Annotated in this window: 19 protein-coding genes and 2 tRNA genes; 15 read left to right on the forward strand and 6 right to left on the reverse strand. The window is 64.7% G+C overall.

All coding sequences use genetic code 11. The features are described from left to right. The first annotated feature begins 15 nt into the window (after positions 1-15). The 8 genes from trpE to ACCQ16_RS02420 all read left to right on the forward strand — a co-directional run bounded on the left by trpE (position 16) and on the right by ACCQ16_RS02420 (position 7,532). Positions 16-1,491: an anthranilate synthase component I gene (gene trpE / locus ACCQ16_RS02385; protein WP_011346166.1), complete on the forward strand. Its 1,476-nt coding sequence runs from the start codon at positions 16-18 to the stop codon at positions 1,489-1,491. After that, entirely contained in the window at positions 1,491-2,567 is a 1,077-nt protein-coding gene (locus tag ACCQ16_RS02390) for a threonine aldolase family protein (RefSeq protein ID WP_031420843.1), read from the forward strand. Before trpE ends, ACCQ16_RS02390 begins: the two co-directional genes overlap by 1 nt. 18 nt (positions 2,568-2,585) lie before the next feature. Continuing rightward, positions 2,586-3,368: an SIMPL domain-containing protein gene (locus tag ACCQ16_RS02395; RefSeq protein ID WP_014089191.1), complete on the forward strand. Its 783-nt coding sequence runs from the start codon at positions 2,586-2,588 to the stop codon at positions 3,366-3,368. Positions 3,369-3,378: 10 nt separating this feature from the next. Further along, the gene (locus tag ACCQ16_RS02400; RefSeq protein ID WP_057681085.1) at positions 3,379-3,957 is read left to right on the forward strand and encodes an anthranilate synthase component II; all 579 of its coding nucleotides are present in this window, start codon (positions 3,379-3,381) and stop codon (positions 3,955-3,957) included. Positions 3,958-4,099: 142 nt separating this feature from the next. Continuing rightward, positions 4,100-4,732 (forward strand): flavin reductase family protein, encoded by a 633-nt coding sequence (locus tag ACCQ16_RS02405; protein WP_277572976.1) that lies wholly within the window; start codon positions 4,100-4,102, stop codon positions 4,730-4,732. Between the two features lie 115 nt (positions 4,733-4,847). After that, a complete protein-coding gene (gene trpD / locus ACCQ16_RS02410; protein ID WP_218195926.1) occupies positions 4,848-5,885 on the forward strand; it encodes an anthranilate phosphoribosyltransferase in 1,038 nt (345 codons plus the stop codon). 140 nt (positions 5,886-6,025) lie between these two features. Continuing rightward, positions 6,026-6,823: an indole-3-glycerol phosphate synthase TrpC gene (gene trpC / locus ACCQ16_RS02415; RefSeq protein ID WP_011346178.1), complete on the forward strand. Its 798-nt coding sequence runs from the start codon at positions 6,026-6,028 to the stop codon at positions 6,821-6,823. After that, positions 6,816-7,532, forward strand: a complete 717-nt coding sequence (locus ACCQ16_RS02420; protein WP_022558099.1) for a haloacid dehalogenase-like hydrolase — start codon at positions 6,816-6,818, stop codon at positions 7,530-7,532. Before trpC ends, ACCQ16_RS02420 begins: the two co-directional genes overlap by 8 nt. A 320-nt stretch (positions 7,533-7,852) precedes the next feature. Here ACCQ16_RS02420 and crp read toward each other — a convergent pair whose 3' ends face one another. After that, positions 7,853-8,545, reverse strand: coding sequence for a cAMP-activated global transcriptional regulator CRP (crp, locus tag ACCQ16_RS02425; protein WP_005914205.1), 693 nt, complete (start codon positions 8,543-8,545; stop codon positions 7,853-7,855). A gap of 137 nt (positions 8,546-8,682) precedes the next feature. Between crp and speD the strand changes: the two genes are divergently transcribed. Together speD and ACCQ16_RS02435 are read left to right on the forward strand one after the other, a co-directional pair. Further along, positions 8,683-9,477, forward strand: coding sequence for an adenosylmethionine decarboxylase (gene speD, locus ACCQ16_RS02430; RefSeq protein ID WP_007967854.1), 795 nt, complete (start codon positions 8,683-8,685; stop codon positions 9,475-9,477). Between the two features lie 163 nt (positions 9,478-9,640). Further along, a complete protein-coding gene (locus ACCQ16_RS02435) occupies positions 9,641-9,955 on the forward strand; it encodes a DMT family transporter (protein WP_003483069.1) in 315 nt (104 codons plus the stop codon). A gap of 297 nt (positions 9,956-10,252) precedes the next feature. On the opposite strand, the gene coq7 is transcribed toward ACCQ16_RS02435, so the two are convergent. Continuing rightward, positions 10,253-10,906, reverse strand: a complete 654-nt coding sequence (coq7, locus tag ACCQ16_RS02440; protein ID WP_277573073.1) for a 2-polyprenyl-3-methyl-6-methoxy-1,4-benzoquinone monooxygenase — start codon at positions 10,904-10,906, stop codon at positions 10,253-10,255. Positions 10,907-11,088: 182 nt separating this feature from the next. On the opposite strand from coq7, the gene rplM reads away from it, so the two are divergent. Further along, positions 11,089-11,517, forward strand: coding sequence for a 50S ribosomal protein L13 (rplM, locus tag ACCQ16_RS02445; protein WP_003483082.1), 429 nt, complete (start codon positions 11,089-11,091; stop codon positions 11,515-11,517). A gap of 2 nt (positions 11,518-11,519) precedes the next feature. Then, positions 11,520-11,912 (forward strand): 30S ribosomal protein S9, encoded by a 393-nt coding sequence (gene rpsI, locus ACCQ16_RS02450; protein WP_003483085.1) that lies wholly within the window; start codon positions 11,520-11,522, stop codon positions 11,910-11,912. A gap of 224 nt (positions 11,913-12,136) precedes the next feature. Here the strand turns inward: rpsI and ACCQ16_RS02455 are convergent. Then, positions 12,137-12,211 (reverse strand) — tRNA-Gln (locus ACCQ16_RS02455). 52 nt (positions 12,212-12,263) lie between these two features. Next, positions 12,264-12,340, reverse strand: a tRNA-Met gene (locus ACCQ16_RS02460). Positions 12,341-12,458: 118 nt separating this feature from the next. On the opposite strand from ACCQ16_RS02460, the gene ACCQ16_RS02465 reads away from it, so the two are divergent. The 3 genes from ACCQ16_RS02465 to bfr all read left to right on the forward strand — a co-directional run bounded on the left by ACCQ16_RS02465 (position 12,459) and on the right by bfr (position 14,141). Further along, on the forward strand, positions 12,459-13,076 hold the full coding sequence (locus ACCQ16_RS02465; RefSeq protein WP_011346181.1) for an RNA pyrophosphohydrolase: 618 nt from the start codon (positions 12,459-12,461) through the stop codon (positions 13,074-13,076). 80 nt (positions 13,077-13,156) lie between these two features. Further along, positions 13,157-13,366, forward strand: a complete 210-nt coding sequence (locus ACCQ16_RS02470) for a (2Fe-2S)-binding protein (protein WP_029818492.1) — start codon at positions 13,157-13,159, stop codon at positions 13,364-13,366. Between the two features lie 304 nt (positions 13,367-13,670). Then, the gene (gene bfr, locus ACCQ16_RS02475; protein WP_003483093.1) at positions 13,671-14,141 is read left to right on the forward strand and encodes a bacterioferritin; all 471 of its coding nucleotides are present in this window, start codon (positions 13,671-13,673) and stop codon (positions 14,139-14,141) included. A gap of 363 nt (positions 14,142-14,504) precedes the next feature. Here the strand turns inward: bfr and ACCQ16_RS02480 are convergent, their stop codons facing one another. Together ACCQ16_RS02480 and ACCQ16_RS02485 are read right to left on the reverse strand one after the other, a co-directional pair. Next, positions 14,505-16,775 carry an ATP-binding protein gene (locus tag ACCQ16_RS02480; RefSeq protein ID WP_029818494.1) on the reverse strand — a complete coding sequence of 757 codons (2,271 nt, stop codon included), beginning with the start codon at positions 16,773-16,775 and terminating at the stop codon, positions 14,505-14,507. A gap of 39 nt (positions 16,776-16,814) precedes the next feature. Further along, positions 16,815-18,791, reverse strand: a complete 1,977-nt coding sequence (locus ACCQ16_RS02485; protein WP_277572975.1) for an EAL domain-containing protein — start codon at positions 18,789-18,791, stop codon at positions 16,815-16,817. Between the last annotated feature and the right edge of the window lies 1 nt (position 18,792).

Below are 18,792 nucleotides of genomic sequence, written 5' to 3' on the forward strand. Positions count from 1 at the left end.
GGAAGGAAAGTCGTCTTGATCACTGCAGAGCAGTTCCAGCGCCAGGCCGCTGAAGGTCACACCCGTATCCCCGTTGTCCGCGAAGTGCTGTCCGACCTGGACACGCCACTGTCGGTCTATCTGAAGCTCGCCGACGGCGCCTATACCTATCTGTTCGAATCGGTCGAAGGCGGGGAGCGCTTCGGGCGCTACTCCATCATCGGCCTGCCGGCGCGGCGCGTGTACAGCTTTCGGGGCCACACGCTGGAGGTCAGCGAACACGGCGAAGTCGTCGAGACCCGTGAGGTCGCCGACCCGTTGGCCGAAGTCGATGCGTTGCGCGCCGAACATTCGGTGCCGCAACTCGATGGCCTGCCCGGCTTCACCGGCGGGCTGGTCGGCTGGTTCGGTTTCGAATGCATCCAATACATCGAACCGCGCCTGGGCAGTGGCGACAAACCCGACGAACTCGGCACGCCCGACATCCTGCTGATGCTCTCCGAAGAGCTGGCGGTGTTCGACAACCTCAAGGGCCGTCTGTACCTGATCGTGCATGCCGACCCGCGCCAGCCGCAGGCCTATGTGCGCGCCAATCGGCGCCTGGACGAGCTGGCGCATCGCCTGCGTCAGGGCGGCGCCGGTTATCCGCGGGCGCAGATTTCCGACGCGATCGACGAAGCGGACTTCCATTCCTCGTTCACCCGCGAGGAGTACCACGCCGTGGTGCGCAAGGCGCAGGAATACGTGCGAGCCGGCGACATCTTCCAGGTGGTGCCATCGCAGCGCTTGCGCGTGCCGTTCCGCGCGCGCCCGGTGGACGTGTATCGCGCGTTGCGTGCGTTGAACCCGTCGCCGTACATGTATTTTCTCGATGTCGGCGGTACCCAGGTGGTTGGTTCGTCGCCGGAAATTCTGGCGCGCCTGCGCGATGGCGTGGTCACTGTGCGCCCGATCGCCGGCACCCGCCCACGCGGCGCCACGCCCGAACTGGACAAGGCACTGGAAGCCGAACTGCTGGCCGACCCGAAGGAACGCGCCGAGCACGTGATGCTGATCGATCTGGGGCGCAACGATGTCGGCCGCGTGGCCGAACCGGGCACGGTCAAGGTCGGCGAGCAGTTCGTGATCGAACGCTATAGCCATGTCATGCATATCGTCAGCGAAGTGACCGGCACCCTGAAGGCCGGTCTGAATTACAGCGATGTGCTGCGCGCCACCTTCCCGGCCGGCACCGTCAGCGGCGCGCCGAAGATCCGCGCGCTGGAAATCATTCGCGAGCTGGAGCCGGTCAAACGCAATGTCTATTCCGGCGCGGTGGGCTATATCGGCTGGCATGGCGATGCCGACACCGCCATCGCCATCCGCACTGCCGTCATCCAGGACGGCTACCTGTATGTGCAGGCCGGCGGCGGCGTGGTCTACGACTCCGACCCCGACCTGGAGTGGCAGGAGACCATGAACAAGGGGCGCGCGCTGTTTCGCGCAGTTGCCCAGGCGGCCAAGGGCCTGTGATGGACGGGCAGGGCAGCACGACGCGCATCAGCTTTCGCAACGACTACAGCGAAGGCGCGCATCCGCGGCTGTTGCAGGCGTTGGCGCAGGCCAGCGCCGATCAGCACCCCGGCTACGGCACCGATCGGCACACAGCGCATGCGGTTGCGTTGATCCGCCATGCCGTCGCGCAGCCGCAGGCCGACGTGCATCTGCTGGTCGGCGGCACGCAGACCAATCTGATTGCGATCAGCGCGTTCTTGCGCCCGCATCAGGCCGTCATCGCGGTGGACGCGGCGCATATCGCCACGCACGAGACCGGCGCCATCGAAGCGACCGGCCACAAGGTGCTCACTGTCCCGGCGCTGCACGACAAGCTGACGCCTGCGTTGATCCGGCCGGTGCTGGCTATGCATGGCAACGAACACATGGTGCAGCCGCGCCTGGTCTACATTTCCAACAGCACCGAAAGCGGCACCCTCTATACACGTGCAGAACTCGAAGAATTGTCTGGCTTCTGTCGCGCGAACGATCTGCTGCTGTACCTGGATGGCGCGCGCCTGGGGGCGGCGCTGACCGCCGACGGCAACGATCTGGATCTGCCCACCATTGCCGCGCTGACCGATGCGTTCTATATCGGCGGCACCAAGAATGGTGCGCTGCTCGGCGAAGCGCTGGTCATCGTCAATCCGGCGCTGCAGCCCGATTTGCGTTACCTGATCAAGCAGCGCGGCGCGCTACTGGCCAAGGGCATGGTGCTTGGCGCGCAATTTGCGGCGTTGTTCGAAGATGGTCTGTTCTTCGAACTGGCCGCGCATGCCAATGCCATGGCGCAACGCCTGCGCGCCGGCCTGCTTGCGGCAGGCGCGCATTTCACCAGCGACTCGCCGACCAACCAGCAGTTCATCGCCGTCAGCGCGCAGCAGGCCGCGCAGCTGGCGCAAGGCTACGACTTCGAGCGCTGGGAAGTGCGCACCGATGGCAGTCAGGTGATCCGCTTCGTGACCTCGTGGGCGACCACGGCCACGGCGGTCGATCGGCTGTGTGCGGATGTGGCGGCCCTTTTGCAGCACCCCGCAGTGCAGGGCCATGACTAGACCTCAAGGACGACAACGATGAACACAATCGCTGGTTGGATGCTCGCCGCTGTGCTGACGCTACCCACTGTTGGAATGGCGCAGATCAATGCCCTGCCGTCGCAGCCGCATTTGTTGGTCAAAGGCCAGGCGTTTCGCACGGTCGATCCAGACCGCTTTATCGTTGACCTCAAGATCAGCAAGACGGAATTACAGCCCGACTTGGCGCGGAAGTTTGTCGAAGACCGTGCCAGGTTGGTTCTGGATGGATTACAGCGCGATCACGTTCTCAAGGACTCCCTTTACGCCTCTGCACTCTCGATTTCTCCGCAATCGCGTTATGAGGCGGGCAAATCCGTCTTCGAGGGGACCCGGGTGGAGCGCAGGATTCGTGGCACCTTTACTTCATTGAAAGATGTGCGTGCCTTCCTCGGCGACTTGGACGCCAACGAGAATGTGCAGGTGTTATCGATGCAAACGGCCTACGCCGATGCTGCCGCGTTACGTGCGGAACTCAAGCGTGAAGCCGCGACGCAGTCACGCCAGTCCGCTCAGGGGCTTGCCGCTGCGTACGGCGTCCGGCTCGGCGGCATTTACAGCATTTCGGATGTCGCTCCCAATTTTGCCTATGGCGTCGAAGCAGGCACCTGGTCGGCCGCCACAGCGGCAACGCCAGGCTCGATCGTGTCTCCGCCTTCGCCGCCGGCTCCACCGTCGTCGCCTGCGCCAAGCGCAGTGGGCCAGGGAGTCGGCGAGAGCCTGATGACCGGCACTATCACTTATACCGAAAACATCTATGCGGTCTTCCTGATCGCGCAATGAGTCCTTTGCCATGCTGCTGATGCTCGACAACTACGACAGCTTCACCTACAACCTCGTGCAGTACCTGCAGGCGCTGGGCGCCGAGGTTATTGTGGTGCGCAACGACGCCATGAGCGTCGACCAGATCGCCGCGCTCAAGCCCGAGCGCATCGTCATCTCGCCCGGTCCGTGCACGCCCAACGAAGCCGGAATCTCGCTGCAATTGATCGAGCAGCTGGGCCAGACCACGCCGATCCTGGGCGTGTGCCTGGGCCATCAAAGCATTGGCCAGGTCTACGGTGGCGATGTGATCCGCGCCGGCAACATCATGCACGGCAAGACCTCGCCGATTCGTCATCAGGGCAAGGGCGTGTTCGCCGGCCTGCCGGACAGCTACGAGGCCACGCGCTATCACTCGCTGGTGGTGGACAAGACCACCTTGCCGGACACACTGGAGGTCACCGCCTGGACCGAAAATCCGGATGGCTCGATGGAAGAGATCATGGGCCTGCGCCATCGCCAGTTTCCGGTCGAAGGCGTGCAGTTCCATCCCGAATCGATCCTGACCCAGCACGGACATGCCTTGCTGAAGAACTTTCTGCAGCGTTGATTGCGATGTGCCTGTGCCATCGTGACGTATCGCATTGCGGCATCGGTGCAGCGACGATGCGAAATCGCGACATCGCCCGACGCGCGCCGTACTACGCACCGTGTTCAAACACCGCGCCGCCTTCCACTGCATTCGAATCACGATGAGCACACCCGACGACAGCATCCATTTCTACGAGCCGACGCAGGGTCACGGGCTGCCGCACGATCCGTTCAACGCCATCGTCGGCCCGCGTCCTATCGGTTGGATCGGCTCGCGCAGCGCCGAGGGCATCGCCAATCTGGCGCCGTACAGCTTTTTCAACGCATTCAACTACATCCCGCCGATCGTCGGCTTTGCCAGCATCGGTCGCAAGGACAGCCTGCGCAACATCGAAGCCACCGGCGAATTCACCTGGAATCTGGCCACCCGGCCGTTGGCAGAAGCAATGAACGCCAGCGCGGCGATGGTGCCTGCGGAGGTCGATGAATTCGGTCTGGCCGGCCTGCAGGTGGCGCTATCGCGGCTGATCGCTGCGCCACGGGTCGCTGCCAGTCCGGTCAGTTTCGAATGCCGGCTCAGCCAGCTGCTGCCGCTGCAAACCGCTGCCGGTCACGCCATCCAGACCTGGTTGGTGCTGGGCGAAGTGGTCGGCGTGCACCTGGCCAGGTCGGCGCTGCACGAGGGCATCTATGATCCGGGCGCAGTGCAGACGATTCTGCGCGCGGGCGGGCCGGCCGATTATTACGAAGTGCAGCCGCAGGCGCGTTTTCGCATGACGCGTCCAGGCCAGTGATCGTCGCAGCTGCCACGGCAGTCGCGTCGCCTGGCGCTTGCGCTTTCCTGCATTGATCGCGCGCGTCGCAAGCCGCCTGCGTCTCCATCCATCACGTTCTGCCACGGTTGTTTCCATGCCCATCACGCCGCAAGAAGCCCTGCAACGCACCATCGAACACCGCGAGATCTTCCACGACGAAATGGTCGAGTTGATGCGGCAGATCATGCGCGGCGAGGTCTCCGACATGATGGTCGCGGCCATCCTCACCGGGCTACGGGTCAAGAAAGAGACCATCGGCGAAATCGCCGGTGCGGCCACGGTGATGCGCGAGTTCTCGCGCCGCGTGGACGTGGCCGATCGCCAGCACATGGTGGACATCGTCGGGACCGGCGGGGACGGTTCGCATACCTTCAACATCTCCACCTGCGCCATGTTCGTCGCCGCAGCCGGCGGTGCCAAGGTGGCCAAGCACGGCAATCGCAGCGTCTCGTCCAAATCCGGCAGTGCCGATGCACTGGAAGCATTGGGCGCGGTGATCGAGCTGCAGCCCGAACAGGTTGCCAGCGCGTTGGCGCACACCGGCATCGGCTTCATGTATGCACCAGTGCATCACCCGGCCATGAAGGTGGTGGCACCGGTGCGGCGCGAAATGGGGGTGCGCACCATCTTCAATATCCTTGGTCCGCTGACCAATCCGGCCGGCTCGCCGAACATCCTGATGGGCGTGTTCCACCCCGACCTTGTCGGTATCCAGGCGCGCGTCTTGCACGAACTCGGCGCCGAACGCGCGTTGGTGGTGTGGGGGCGCGACGGCATGGACGAACTTTCGCTTGGCGCTGGCACGCTGGTTGGCGAATTGCGCGATGGCCAAGTGCGCGAATACGAAGTGCACCCGGAAGATTTCGGCATCGCGATGTCGGCCAGCCGTAACCTCAAGGTGGCCGATGCTGCGCAATCGCGCGCGATGTTGCTGCAGGTATTGGACAACGTGCCCGGCCCCGCGCTGGATATCGTGGCGCTCAACGCCGGTGCTGCGTTGTACGTGGCCGGCGTGGCCCACAGCATTGCCGATGGCGTGCTGCGCGCACGCGCGGTCATCGCCGACGGCTCGGCGCGCGCGCGGGTGGACGCCTATGTCGCCTATACCCGCCAGCTTGCCGGGCAGGCCTGAGCCATGCCGGCAACCGCCACGCAGCGGCCATCACCCGCCGGCGTCCCCACCGTGGCGCTGGCATGCTGCGTGATGGCGCGCAGCCGCGCTGCAGTACGCCCGTCTTGACCGATAATGCCCGCCCGCCAGGACCCGATACGATGAGCGACATCCTCAACACCATTCTTGCCCGCAAGGCCGACGAAGTCGCCGAGCGCAGTGCGCGCGTGCCGCTGGCCGAGTTGATCGCGCGCAGCGCCGACCTACCGCTCACGCGCGGATTTGCAGCTGCCATGCAGGCCAGCATCGCCGCAGGCGACCCGGCCGTGATCGCCGAAGTGAAGAAGGCCAGCCCGTCCAAGGGTGTCATCCGGCCGGACTTCCAGCCGGCCGATATCGCGGTCAGCTATGAATTCGGTGGCGCGACGTGCCTGTCGGTGCTCACCGATGTGGATTTCTTCCAGGGATCGGATGCCTATCTGCGCCAGGCGCGCGACGCCTGCACGCTGCCGGTGCTGCGCAAGGATTTCACCGTCGACCCGTATCAGGTCTACGAAGCCCGCGTGCTCGGCGCCGACTGCATCCTGCTGATCGTCTCCGCGCTGGAGGACGCCCAACTGGCCGATCTATCGGGCCTGGCCATGCAGCTGGGCCTGGACGTGCTGGTGGAAGTACACGACATCGACGAGCTCGAGCGTGCGGTGCAGGTCCCGGTGCCCTTGATCGGCATCAACAATCGCAACCTGCGCACCTTCGAAGTGACGCTGCAGACCACGTTGGACATGCGCGCGGCGGTGCCGCGCGATCGCGTGCTGGTCACCGAGAGCGGCATCGTCACCCAGGCCGATGTGCAACTGATGCGCAGTCACGATGTGAACGCGTTTCTGGTCGGCGAGACCTTCATGCGCGCGGCCGAACCCGGCGAGTCGCTGCGTCAGCTATTCTTCGCGCATGACTGAGTCGTATCCCGTTCCGCGCGAAGACGCACCGCTGGTGGTCTTCGACTTCGACCACACGTTGTACGACGGCGATTCCGGCAGTCATCTGTTTGCCTGGCTGATCAAGCGCAACCCGTTGCGCTTGCTGGTTGCGCTGTTGGCCTCGCCAATTCTCGGTCCGATGGTGGCGATGCTGCCAACCCGGCGGCGCGGCGTGTCCGGCTATGTGTGGATCGCCACGTTCGGCCTGCACCGCGCGCGCGAGTTCAACCGTTTCATCGACGCATACGTGCTCAAGCATGAAGCGCAGATCCGCCAGCGCCTGCTCCCGCATGCCTTGAAGGTCTTCACCCAACACCGCGCCGCCGGCGACCGTGTGGTGGTCGCCACCGGCGCACCGCCGGAGTTGGCGCGCGCCATTCTCGGTTTCGTGGCCCACCAGGACGTGCCGGTCATCGGCAGCCTGGTCGGCCCGCGCCTGGGCGCAGTCACTGCACGACGTCACTGCCATAACGAAGAAAAGATGCGCATGCTGCGCGAGCGCGGCTACGCCGATATCGCCATCGCCTACTCGGACAGCACCGCAGATCTGCCGCTCTTGAAGGCCGCGCGCGCGCCGGTGGTGGTCAACCCCAAGGCCAACCGCGAAGCGCTGTTCCGCCAGGTACTGCCGACAGGCACGCCCATCCTCAACTGGGGTTGCCGCGACCGCGGCGGCAAGGCGCCGTAGGCGAGCGCAACATTCAGGCAGCTAGGTCGTTTCGCGCGGAGCGCAACGATTGCGCAGTCCAGCTTGCGATGGCGCACTTGCACGGCGGGTCGCGCGGGCAAACGGATACGACCTGTAGCGCAACGAATCTTCAGGATCGTGACGCAGTCGCGATGCAGAGCGTGCGGTTCGACGGCGCGAAGACTCTCTTATAAGAGGTATCGCGCAAAAGTGCCGCTGCAGAGGGCATGAAGTGCCGATGTTGGCACCGTCGCAATCGAATCCATCGGAGCCGAAACCGGCATGCAGCCAGTGCACAAGGCACTGGCTGCACAGCGCCGTCAGCGGGTGCCGTACAGCACGACGGTCTTGCCGCGTGCATGCAGCAGGCCGTCGGCCTGCAGCTTCTTGAGCACGCGGCCGGCCATTTCGCGCGAGCACCCGACCAGGCGTGCCAGCTCCTGGCGCGAGACACGCAGCTGGGTGCCCTGCGGGTGGCTCATCGCTTCCGGTTCCTTGGCCAGGTCGTGCAGCGTGCGCACGATGCGGTCGGTCACGTCGAGGAAGGCCAGGCGGCTGGCTTTCCTTGTGGTATCGAGCAGCCGTTTTGAAAGCTGAACACCGATCGCATACAGGATCTTCGGCGCATCCGGCGACAGGCTGGTCTGGAACAGCTGCTGCAGCCGCTCGTAGCTGATCTCGGCAAGCTCGCACTGAGTGCGGGTGCGCAGGATCACCTCACGGGTATCGGATTCGATGAACAACCCCATCTCGCCGACGAATTCGCCGCTGCCGAAGTAGCCCAGCACCAACTCACGGTCGTCATCTTCCTCGGCGATGATGCTCACCGAGCCGCTGATCACGTAGTAGAGGGTGCCGGCCGGGTCTCCTGGCCGGAACACATCGGTCCGGGTCGGATAGCGCCTTCGATGGCTGTGCGCCAGGAAACGCTCGATGGTGCCCGCGTCCAGCGCCAGGGAAGGGGTAGCGTTACGTACCGTCGTAGTGACAACCGTCGTATTTCCTGGGCTCATGGTAGTTCCGCGTGTGATTCCTGAAGCTTAACGGCATGAGTCATGCAAGGTAAACCACTCTTAACATCGGCATTTCGTTGCTGGGATCTTTGGCTCATAATTGACTCCTTTCCCGCTTTCCATAAGGACAGACCGACGTGGTCAAGCCGTTGCCTCGTCTGAGGCTACAGGGGTTCAACAACCTCACCAAGGCGTTGAGCTTCAACATCTACGACGTCTGTTATGCGCGTACCGAAGAGGAGCGTCAGCGCTACATCGAGTATATCGATGAGCAATACGACGCCGATCGTCTGACGCAGATCCTGACCGATGTGGCCGAGATCATTGGCGCCAACATCCTCAATATCGCACGTCAGGACTACGATCCGCAGGGCGCATCGGTGACGATCCTGATCTCCGAAGAACCGGTGATCGACAAGAAGCAGGCCGGCAAGGAGCTGATCTCCGATGCCGTGGTTGCTCATATGGATAAGAGTCATATCACTGTCCATACATATCCGGAAACGCACCCGCAGGAAGGCATCGCCACGTTCCGCGCCGACATCGACGTCGCGACCTGCGGCGTGATTTCGCCATTGAAGGCGCTCAACTACCTGATCGAGAGTCTGGAATCGGACATCGTGATCATGGATTACCGCGTGCGTGGCTTCACGCGCGATGTGAAGGGCAAGAAGCATTACATCGATCACAAGATCAACTCGATCCAGCAATTTCTCGCCAAGAACGTGAAGTCGCGCTACGAGATGTTCGACGTCAACGTCTACCAGGAAAATATCTTCCACACGAAGATGCACCTGAAGGACTTCGACCTGGATCAGTACCTGTTCGAAGAGCGCGCCAAGAACCTGTCGTTCAAGGAGCGCATGAAGATCGAAACGCTGCTCAAGCGCGAAATCGAAGAACTGTTTCACGGACGCAACCTGAGCGAATAAGCGCAGGCGCATCCTGTCGCGTGCTTGCTCGCAAGCGCGCAAACGCCACAAGGCGGGACGGCCCGCCACGCGACGACCTCGCGTTCCACAGCCGACGGCGGCCCAGTGTGCAGACACTGGGTCGCTTTTTTTTTTGTCCGTTTTTTCTGTGAGGAGTACTGCAATGCCCTGGATCTATCTGTTGCTGGCCGGCCTGTTCGAGATCGGCTTTGCCATGGGACTGAAATACAGCGACGGGTTCACTCGCCTGTGGCCGACCGTGCTGACAATCGGCCTTGCCGGCATCAGCCTGTGGTTTCTGACACAGGCGCTGAAGACCATTCCGGTCGGCACCGGCTATGCGATCTGGACCGGCATCGGCGCCCTGGGCGTGACCATTGCCGGTATCGCGCTATTTGGCGATAGCGCCTCGTGGTCGCGATTGGCATGCATCGGTCTGATCGTGGCCGGCGTGATCGGGCTGAAGCTGGTCGGGTAGTCAGTCCTCCAGCGTTTGCTGCGCAAACGCTGGGCTCCGACTGGAGGCTGCCTATCCACCCGTTCGGCCGTAGCTGCACGCGCAATGCGGGAACAGCCCCAGTTTGCGGCGCAAAACCTTGGGACCCCGACTCAGAGGCCTATCCCCACGCCTTTGGCGCGCGCCCCCCTAAACAAGGGGGGCTGTGCTTCAGTGGTGTGCCGGCCAGCGGTTGATCGCCGTGTCGGGTGTACTCGGGTACGGGCTAGATTCTGGTCGTCAGTCCCCAGTCCCCGATTCCCAATTTCCAATTCCCAACTAGAGGCGGTAAGCAACCGTCTTCATCAGCTTGGAGGCCAGGGCCATCGCGCTTGGGATCGGAGCCGGGAGCGGGCGGGCGCCAGCCTGCTCGGCCTGGTCGGCATGGCGGGCCTCGTCGATCTTCATCACGCGCAGGATGGCGCGGCTGCGTTGGTCGTCCTGGGGCAGGGTTTCCAGATGCTCGTCCAGGTGCGCTTCGACTTGGCGTTCGGTCTCGACCACGAATCCCAGGCTCCAGTCGTCGCCGCGCAGCCCGGCCAGCGCGCCGAGCGCGTAGCTGCCGGCATACCACACGGGGTTGAACAGGCTGGGGCGGCTGTCCAGCTCGTGCAGGCGGTCGGCGCACCAGGCCAGGTGATCCGTTTCTTCCTGGGCAGCTTCCAGCAGGTGGTGCTGGGTGTGTGCGTCGCGGGCGACGGCGGCCTGGCCGAAATACAGGCCCTGCGCGCACACCTCGCCAACATGGTTGATGCGCATCAGGCCGGCCGCATGACGACGCTGCTCCGGGTCCAGGACGACGTCGGGCGTGTCGGCGGCGGGATTGGGACGCTCGGCCGGCGGATTGCCGAAGACGGTGTCCAGCGCGCGCTGGGCTTCGACCAGCAGCCGGTCGAGCGGGCTATGCAGGCGGGTGGGGGAGATCTGGGTCATACGGCGATTCTGGCCCCGGTCCGCCGTGCTGCCAACCGCCATGGCGCGGTTGTTGCTGCAACTTGCGCCGCCGCCGAACGTCCCGTACAATCCCGCCTCTTCTGTTTCGCCTTCACAACGCGTGGCAAAGTTCCAGTGGTCATCGGCCGCTGCAATCCGCCCGACCACTCAAGAGTTTTCTCATGACTACGTTCACCGCCAAGTCCGAGACCGTCCAGCGCGACTGGTATCTCGTTGACGCCGCCGGCAAGACGCTCGGCCGTCTGTCCACCGAACTGGCCCGCCGCCTGCGCGGCAAGCACAAGCCGGTTTATACCCCTCACGTCGATACTGGCGATTACCTGGTGGTAATCAACGCCGAGAAGATCGTCGTCACGGGCAACAAGCTGAAAGACAAGAAGTATCACCGCTTCACCGGCTACATCGGTAACTTGAAGACCGAGAGCCTGGAGCAGGCGCTGCAGCGCCACCCGGAGCGCGTGATCGAAATCGCCGTCAAGGGCATGCTGCCGAAGGGCCCACTGGGTCGCACCATGTACCGCAAGCTCAAGGTCTATTCGGGTGCCGAGCATCCGCACGCCGCCCAGCAGCCGCAAGTTCTGGATATCTAATCATGGCTATCACGCAAAACTACGGCACTGGCCGCCGCAAGTCCTCCACCGCTCGCGTGTTCCTGCGCAAGGGCACCGGCAACATCACCGTCAACGATCGTCCGCTGGACGAATTCTTTGGTCGTGAGACTGCGCGCATGATCGTGCGCCAGCCGCTGGAACTGACCAAGAACACCGAAAGCTTCGACATCATGGTCACCGCCTCCGGCGGCGGCACCACCGGCCAGGCCGGTGCGATCCGTCTGGGCATCGCCCGTGCGCTGGTCGAGTACGACGAAACCCTGAAGTCCGAGCTGCGCAAGGCTGGCTTCATGACCCGCGACGCTCGCGAAGTCGAGCGTAAGAAGGTCGGTCTGCATAAGGCCCGTCGCGCCACCCAGTTCTCCAAGCGCTGATCCATTGCGTTTGGTGCATCCCGGTTCGCCGGGATGCCTGCTTCAAGAGCCCGGCCACGCCGGGCTTTTGTCGTTTTGGGTCCTGGTATGTGCCCTGTACGAGCGCGTGGCCAGGATCGTCCTGGAGGCCGAATGCGATATGCATGAACGCAGATGCGCCATGCGTTGCCGCCGGACGCCGGGCAACAAAAAAGGCCCGATCTTTCGATCGGACCTTTTGTGTTTGGCTGCCCCGGATGGATTCGAACCACCGAATGCCTGAGTCAGAGTCAGGTGCCTTACCGCTTGGCGACGGGGCAATAAAACGTGTTGGCCCAAGATTATTGCATGCCGGTGAGGGCGTGAACACCTTGGTGGCTATGGGTGGACTCGAACCACCGACCCCAGCATTATGAGTGCTGTGCTCTAACCGGCTGAGCTACATAGCCTAGGGAGCCGGCAATTCTCACGATGCGTCGTGCTGTTGTCAAGCATTTCGTTTTCAGCTTGTGAGCCAGGCGTCGCCGTGGCAGAGTCGGTGGCAGTAGATTTTCAGGAGTCCGCATCGTGATCGATCCGGACGGTTTCCGGCCAAACGTCGGCATTGTGCTGATGCGGCAGGACGGTCAGGTGTTCTGGGCACGACGCGTGCGCAGGGACGGCTGGCAGTTCCCGCAGGGTGGCATGAACACCGATGAGACGCCCGTTGAAGCCATGTACCGCGAGTTGCGCGAAGAAACCGGGTTGTTGCCCGAGCATGTGGAATTGCTCGGCGCCACGCCTGGCTGGCTACGCTATCGGCTGCCCAGCAGGGCAGTGCGCCGCAATGAGCGGCAGGTGTGTATCGGGCAGAAGCAGGTCTGGTTCCTGCTGCAGTTCACCGGCGATGAATCCCATCTCAAGCTCGACCATACCGACACCCCGGAGTTCGACCACTGGCGCTGGGTGGATTTCTGGTATCCGGTCGAGCACGTGGTGATGTTCAAGCGCGGCGTCTATGCGCGCGCGCTGCGTCATCTGGCGCCGCTTGCGCAAAGCCTGGCCGGCCCGGCGGCAGTCGGTGCGATGCCCCAACGTGCGCTGGAGGCGTGGCTGCCGGGCAGCAGCGCGGCGGGGCACGACAGCCCACGCAAGCGGCCACGCAAGCGCAGCGGGGCTCGCGCGATGCGGATTAATAATGATTAACGGATGGAATTGACACCTATTCTCGTTTGCGGTGCAATCAGCGCCGGTCCTTTCCGGATCGCCAACACCCGACCGATACTGTGTACGTCTGCATCTGTAATGGGGTCACCGACCACCAGATCCGCGAAGCGGCCGAGAATGGCTGCGCCAGCCTTGCCGAACTGACCATGCGTACCGGCTGTGGCTCCAATTGCGGCTCATGCCTGGAGATGGCGGGCGATCTGTTGAGCCAGGCACATGCCACCCGCGCATTGCCGTTGCCGCTCCTGGGGCTGGCTAGCGCTGCCTGAGGCAGGCGCTCGGGGCCGATGTCCCGACGATGGCTGTTCCGGGATTCCCACGCGGTACCTGATGCCAGATGCATCTGCCGGCCCGCGCCGCGAATGCCAGTTCCATCCTGCCTCGCCGGCGCCACCTGCGGCAAAGTGGTCGCCCGTTGATAGCCGGCACAAGACTGCGGCCTTCCACGCCTGATTCGCGATTGCAGCTGGCAGCTGCCCGCGGCGCGTCCCGCAACTGATCACGATTCGCGTTCCTTCATGTGCCGCGCCAACGCGCTAGAGTGCGGCCGGCTCACTGTCTCGGAGACATCGCATGAAGGGCGATACCAAGGTCATCGAGTACCTCAACAAGGTGCTCTACAACGAACTCACTGCGATCAATCAGTACTTCCTGCACGCCAAGATGCTGAAGAACTGGGGCCTGAAAGAACTGGCCGAGCATGAGTACAAGGAATCCATCGACGAAATGAAGCATGCGGACAAGCTGTCCGACCGCATTCTGTTTCTCGAAGGACTGCCCAATTTCCAGGCCTTGGGCAAGCTGCGCATCGGCGAGAACCCGACCGAGATGTTCCGCTGCGATCTGACCCTGGAGCGCGAGGCGGTTGTCGTGCTGCGCGAGGCGGTGGCGTATGCGGAGACCGTCAAGGACTACGTGAGCCGCCAGTTGCTGGTGGACATCCTGGAGTCCGAAGAAGAGCACATCGACTGGCTGGAAACCCAGCTGGACCTGGTGGCGCGCATCGGCGAGCCGAATTACCTGTTGACCAAGCTGGACGACTGAACGCGCATGGTCAAGGCTGTCTTGTTTGGCCCTGAATTTGCGGATGCGCGGTACTGCTGCCGGTCGGGGTTCTCAGCGATTGTTCGCTGATGATTTGCTTCTACAGATTCTGTTGCCGGGTGAGAGTGCGCGGCTTCGTCCTTACCCTCGCCCCAACCCCTCTCCCGCAGGAGAGGGGCTCTGGTGTCCTTTCGGAACCAGGATCCCGGGCCGCTCACCGCGCTGTCAGGGCAGCGGCCGAATAACGTTCGTGGTTAGGGCGGCTCTACCCGAGCGTGTTCGCGGCCGGGATGGCATCCCTCGGCAGTTCGATGCAGGTGGCGGCGCCAGGCGTCTGCTGCTGCTTCGACAGCGCTGATGCGACTACGGATTTGTGGTGCTGGCGGCGGCTTGCAGGCGGGCGACCTGGCCTAGCAGCGCCAGGCGGGCGCGGGCGTATTCGGCGATGACCAGGGCGACCATGACCGAGGGGCGTTCGATGGTGCCGGTGCGGGCGGCCAGTTCGATGCGCCGGGCCGCGTTGGACACCGCCTGCGCACCGACGTTGGCGCTGGAGGACTTGAGGGTGTGGGCGAGGTCGCGCAGCTGCATGCTGTCGCGGTTGGCGGCGGCCGCTTCCAGTTGCTCGATGATCAGCGGTGCGTCTTCCAGGAACAGCTGCAGGATGGTGATGGTGTCCGCGCCGGCCACTTCGTACAGCTCGTCGATCACGCTGTTGTCCAGGATCGGCAGTGCGCGTGCCTGGGCAGCGGCGCTGGCGCTTTCGGGGTCGTGGGTCGCCTGGCCGGCGCTGCTTGGGCCGGGCAGCAGCGCCTGACGCGGCAGCCAGCGCTGCAGACAGGCGTCGAGCTGTTCGCGTGCGACCGGCTTGGACAGATAGTCGTCCATGCCGGCGGCCAGGCAGCGTTCGCGATCGCCGGCCATGGCGTTGGCGGTCATGGCCACGATCGGAATCGGGCGGCCGCCGCTCTCGGTTTCCATCGCGCGCCAGCGGCGGGTGGCGGCATAGCCATCCAGTACCGGCATCTGGCAATCCATGAAGACCATGTCGTAGCGGGTGGATTCCATGCTGGCCAGTGCGGCTTCACCGTCGGTGGCGGTGTCGGCCTCGAAGCCAAGCACGGCCAGCAGCTTCTGCGCGACCAGCAGGTTCACCGGGTTGTCTTCGACCAGCAGGATGCGCACCTCGCGCGCATTGGCCATCGGCGGCGGCAATGGCTCGGGGATCATCGCCGAGGCCAGCGTGGTGACGTGGGCGGGCTTGGGTTCGGGCGGCAGCACCAGGGCGCGCAGGGTTTCGTCCGGGCTCTGTCGCGGCACCAGGGTGGCGTGATCCTGCAGTTCGGCCGGCACCGGTTCTTCGCCGTACAGCCAGATCAGCCGCGCGCTGTTGGCGTTTTCCGGGCGGGCGAGCGCGCGGTGCACCGCGCGCGCGCTGTAGCGCAACGTGTCGTGGTCGGCGATGACGCAGCGGAAGCCCTCGCTGTCGTTGTGCCGGCGCACGCGTTCGAGCGCTTCCTGGGTGGTTTCCATGAGCACGTGCGACACCCCCCAGCTGTCGAGCAGGCGCTTGAGGCGTTGCGACAGGCGCGCATCGGAGCTGATCACCATCACCCGTGCGGCATCGGCGCCGGTGGCCTGCTGGAGGTCGCCGATGACCTTGAGCAGCGGGATTTCGAACCAGAAGGTGGAGCCGCGCCCGGGTTCGGATTCCACCCCGATGCGGCCGCCCATCAGGTCGATGATGCGCTTGCAGATCGCCAGCCCCAGGCCGGTGCCGCCGTACAGCCGCGTGGTGGAGGCATCGGCTTGTGCGAAGGAGCGGAACAGGCGTGCCTGCTGGTCCGGGGCGATGCCGATGCCGGTGTCGCGCACCTGGAAGCGCAGCAGGTGCTGGGCGCGCGTTTCGCCCAGGCGGCGCAGCTGGATGTCGACGCTGCCGCGTTCGGTGAACTTGATGGCGTTGCCGATCAGGTTGCCCAGCACCTGGCGCAGGCGGATCGGGTCGCCGCGCACCAGCAGCCGTACCGACGGTTCGATATCCAGGCTCAGGCGCAGCTGGCGGCCTTCGGCGGTGCGCTGCAGCAACTGGATGACGCCGTCGAGCAGCTCGCGTAGGTTGAAGGTGGTGATTTCCAGTTCGAGCTTGTTGGCCTCGAGCTTGGAGTAATCGAGGATGTCGTCGACGATGCGCAGCAGCTGCAGCGAGCTGCCGGTGGCGGTCTGCAGCATGTCGCGCTGGTCAACGCTGAGCTGGCCACTGGAGATCAGCTCCAGCATCGGAATGATGCCGTTGAGCGGGGTGCGGATCTCGTGACTCATGGTGGCCAGGAATTCGCCCTTGGCCAGGGTGGCGGCCTCGGCGGCCTGCTTGGCGCGCAACAGTTCCTGTTCGAGTTCGCCGTGGCGCCGCAGTTCCTGCTGCAAGCGTTCGCGGGCCAGGTCGGCCTCTTCCAGGCGCTGTGCCAACGCATGCTGCGCCTGGGCAGCCCGGTGGGCCGCAAGTGCGGCGCACAGCCCGCAGACCACCGCCAGTACTGCCGACACCGCGCTGACGGCGCGCCAGGGGCCTTGCAGCGACGACCATTGCAGGCCTGCGCCGAGTGCGGCCGCCAGCGCGGCCAGCACTGCCAAGATGCTCCAGGCGCGAAGACCTGCTGCCCGCTCTCTCACTCAGAGCACCGCGCTCGTGAAGTCGAAGTCCAGTTCCTTGCCGACCGTCTGCACCAGGTTGCCCTGGATGAAATCCACGCCGCTCATCCACATCGCAGCCGCGGCCTGCGGGTCTTCGATGCGTTGGCCGATGATCAGCAGGCCGCGCTGGTGGGCGATGTCGATGACGCCGCGCAGTTCGTCGCGCACCGCCGCGTTGCCGTGCGCATCGGCGAAGCGGTTGGCCATGCGCACGAAGCTCAGCGGCAGCTGGGCCAGCAGTGCGTTGGCTTCGTCGCCGGGTTCGAACTGGCTGAGGCAGAACTGCACGCCGGCCGGCATCAACTTGGCGCAGAACTGCTGCACGGTGACGGCATGGATCAATGCATCGTCCAGGCGCAGATCCACGATCAGCGACTGGCCGGCCACGCCACGTTCGACCAGCGCCTTGAGCAGCCAGTCGGCGAAGGCGTCGCGGGCCAGCGTGCGCGGCGATTGCGAGACGAACAGGCGCAGCGGCGGGCTGGCGTGCTGGTACAGGTGCAGCAGGCCCAGCGCGTGGTCCATGACCTGCTGGTCCAGATCGGCGATGCGCCCGGCCGCTTCTGCGGCAGGAATGACCTGGCCTGCCGAGAGCAAGGTGCCGTCGGCCTGGCGCAGCCGCAGCAGCACCTGGTACTGCGCGGTGTCGCCGCCGGCCACGGCCACGATCGGCTGATAGGCCAGTTCGAGCTGGCCTTCGACCAGCCGCAGTTGTTCCTGCTGTTCGGCCTGGCTGGGCGCCAGGTAGGTCTGCACGCCGTCGCTGCGCAGGCGTGCCTGCAGCGCGGTGCGTTCGACCGCTTCCAGCGCGCTGCCGGTGTCGTCGAAGCCCTCGCCCAGCGGTGCCACGCCGATGGCGCAGCGCACGTGCACGGATTCTTCTTCGCGCACCGGGAAGGCGTTGGCAGACAGCCGCTGGCGGATCTCCAGTGCCTGCTGTTCCAGGCTGGCTTCGGGCATGTCGACGGCCAGCAGCAGGAAGCTGTTGTCGTTCAGGCGCGCCAGCGGGTAGGGCTGGGCGGCGCTGGCCAGGCGGTGCCCGGCCTGGGTCATCAGGCGCTCGTAGGCGGCATAGCCGTAGCGCTCGCGCAGGCCGAGCGCGCTGGCGATCTCGATGAAGAACAGGCCGCCGGACTGCTTGCGCTCCAGCGCATCGGCGAGCAGGTCCATCACGTGGCCGCGGGTGGGCAGGCCGGTTTCCGGATTGCTGCGCGCGCTGACCTGTTCGCCGGCTTGCTGCAGCGCCTGTTGGCGTGCGCGCCGGATGCGGTTGGACACCGCAGCGATCAGGTGGCGCGGGCGGATCGGCTTGGTGAGGAAGTCGTCGGCGCCGCTGTCGAGCACTTCGAACTGGCGCTCCGGGTCCGGGTCGCCGGTCAGGAACACGATCGGCAGCAACTGCTGACCGGGCTGCTGGCGGATCAGCGTGGTCAGGCGGATGCCGTCCAGCTCGGGCATGTGCAGATCCATCAGGATCAGATCCGGGTGATAGTCCTGGATCGCCTGCGGCACGCTGGCGGCGGTCATTTCGACCTGCGCATGCATGCCGGCGCCATGCAGCACGCTCTGCGCAAACAAGGCCTGCGAGCGGTCGTCCTCGACGATGAGGACGCGGTACGGCGCATCGGCGGCGACATTGTCCTCGCCGTCGTGCGGCGCGGTGGCCGCTGCCGATGTGGGTAACGCCGTGGGCGCCGATGCTGCGGCAGCACGCGCGCTGCCGCTGGCCGCCGACGCGCGCGGCGCCGACACGGCCGCGGCCGGGCTGGGCACCGCTGCAGTGGCAGGCGCAGGAATGATCGCCGCGCTCACCGGCACAGCGGTGTCGACCGGCGACGCAACCTCATCGGCCCAGCGACGCCAGTGGTCGGCCGGCGGCGTCTCGGCGCGAAGTGGACGATTACGCGTGGCGGTGTCGTCACGTGTGGTGGAAGAAACCGGATCTCGGGCGGCCATC

Source organism: Xanthomonas sp. NCPPB 1062 (assembly GCF_041481705.2).
Lineage (GTDB): Bacteria > Pseudomonadota > Gammaproteobacteria > Xanthomonadales > Xanthomonadaceae > Xanthomonas > Xanthomonas euvesicatoria.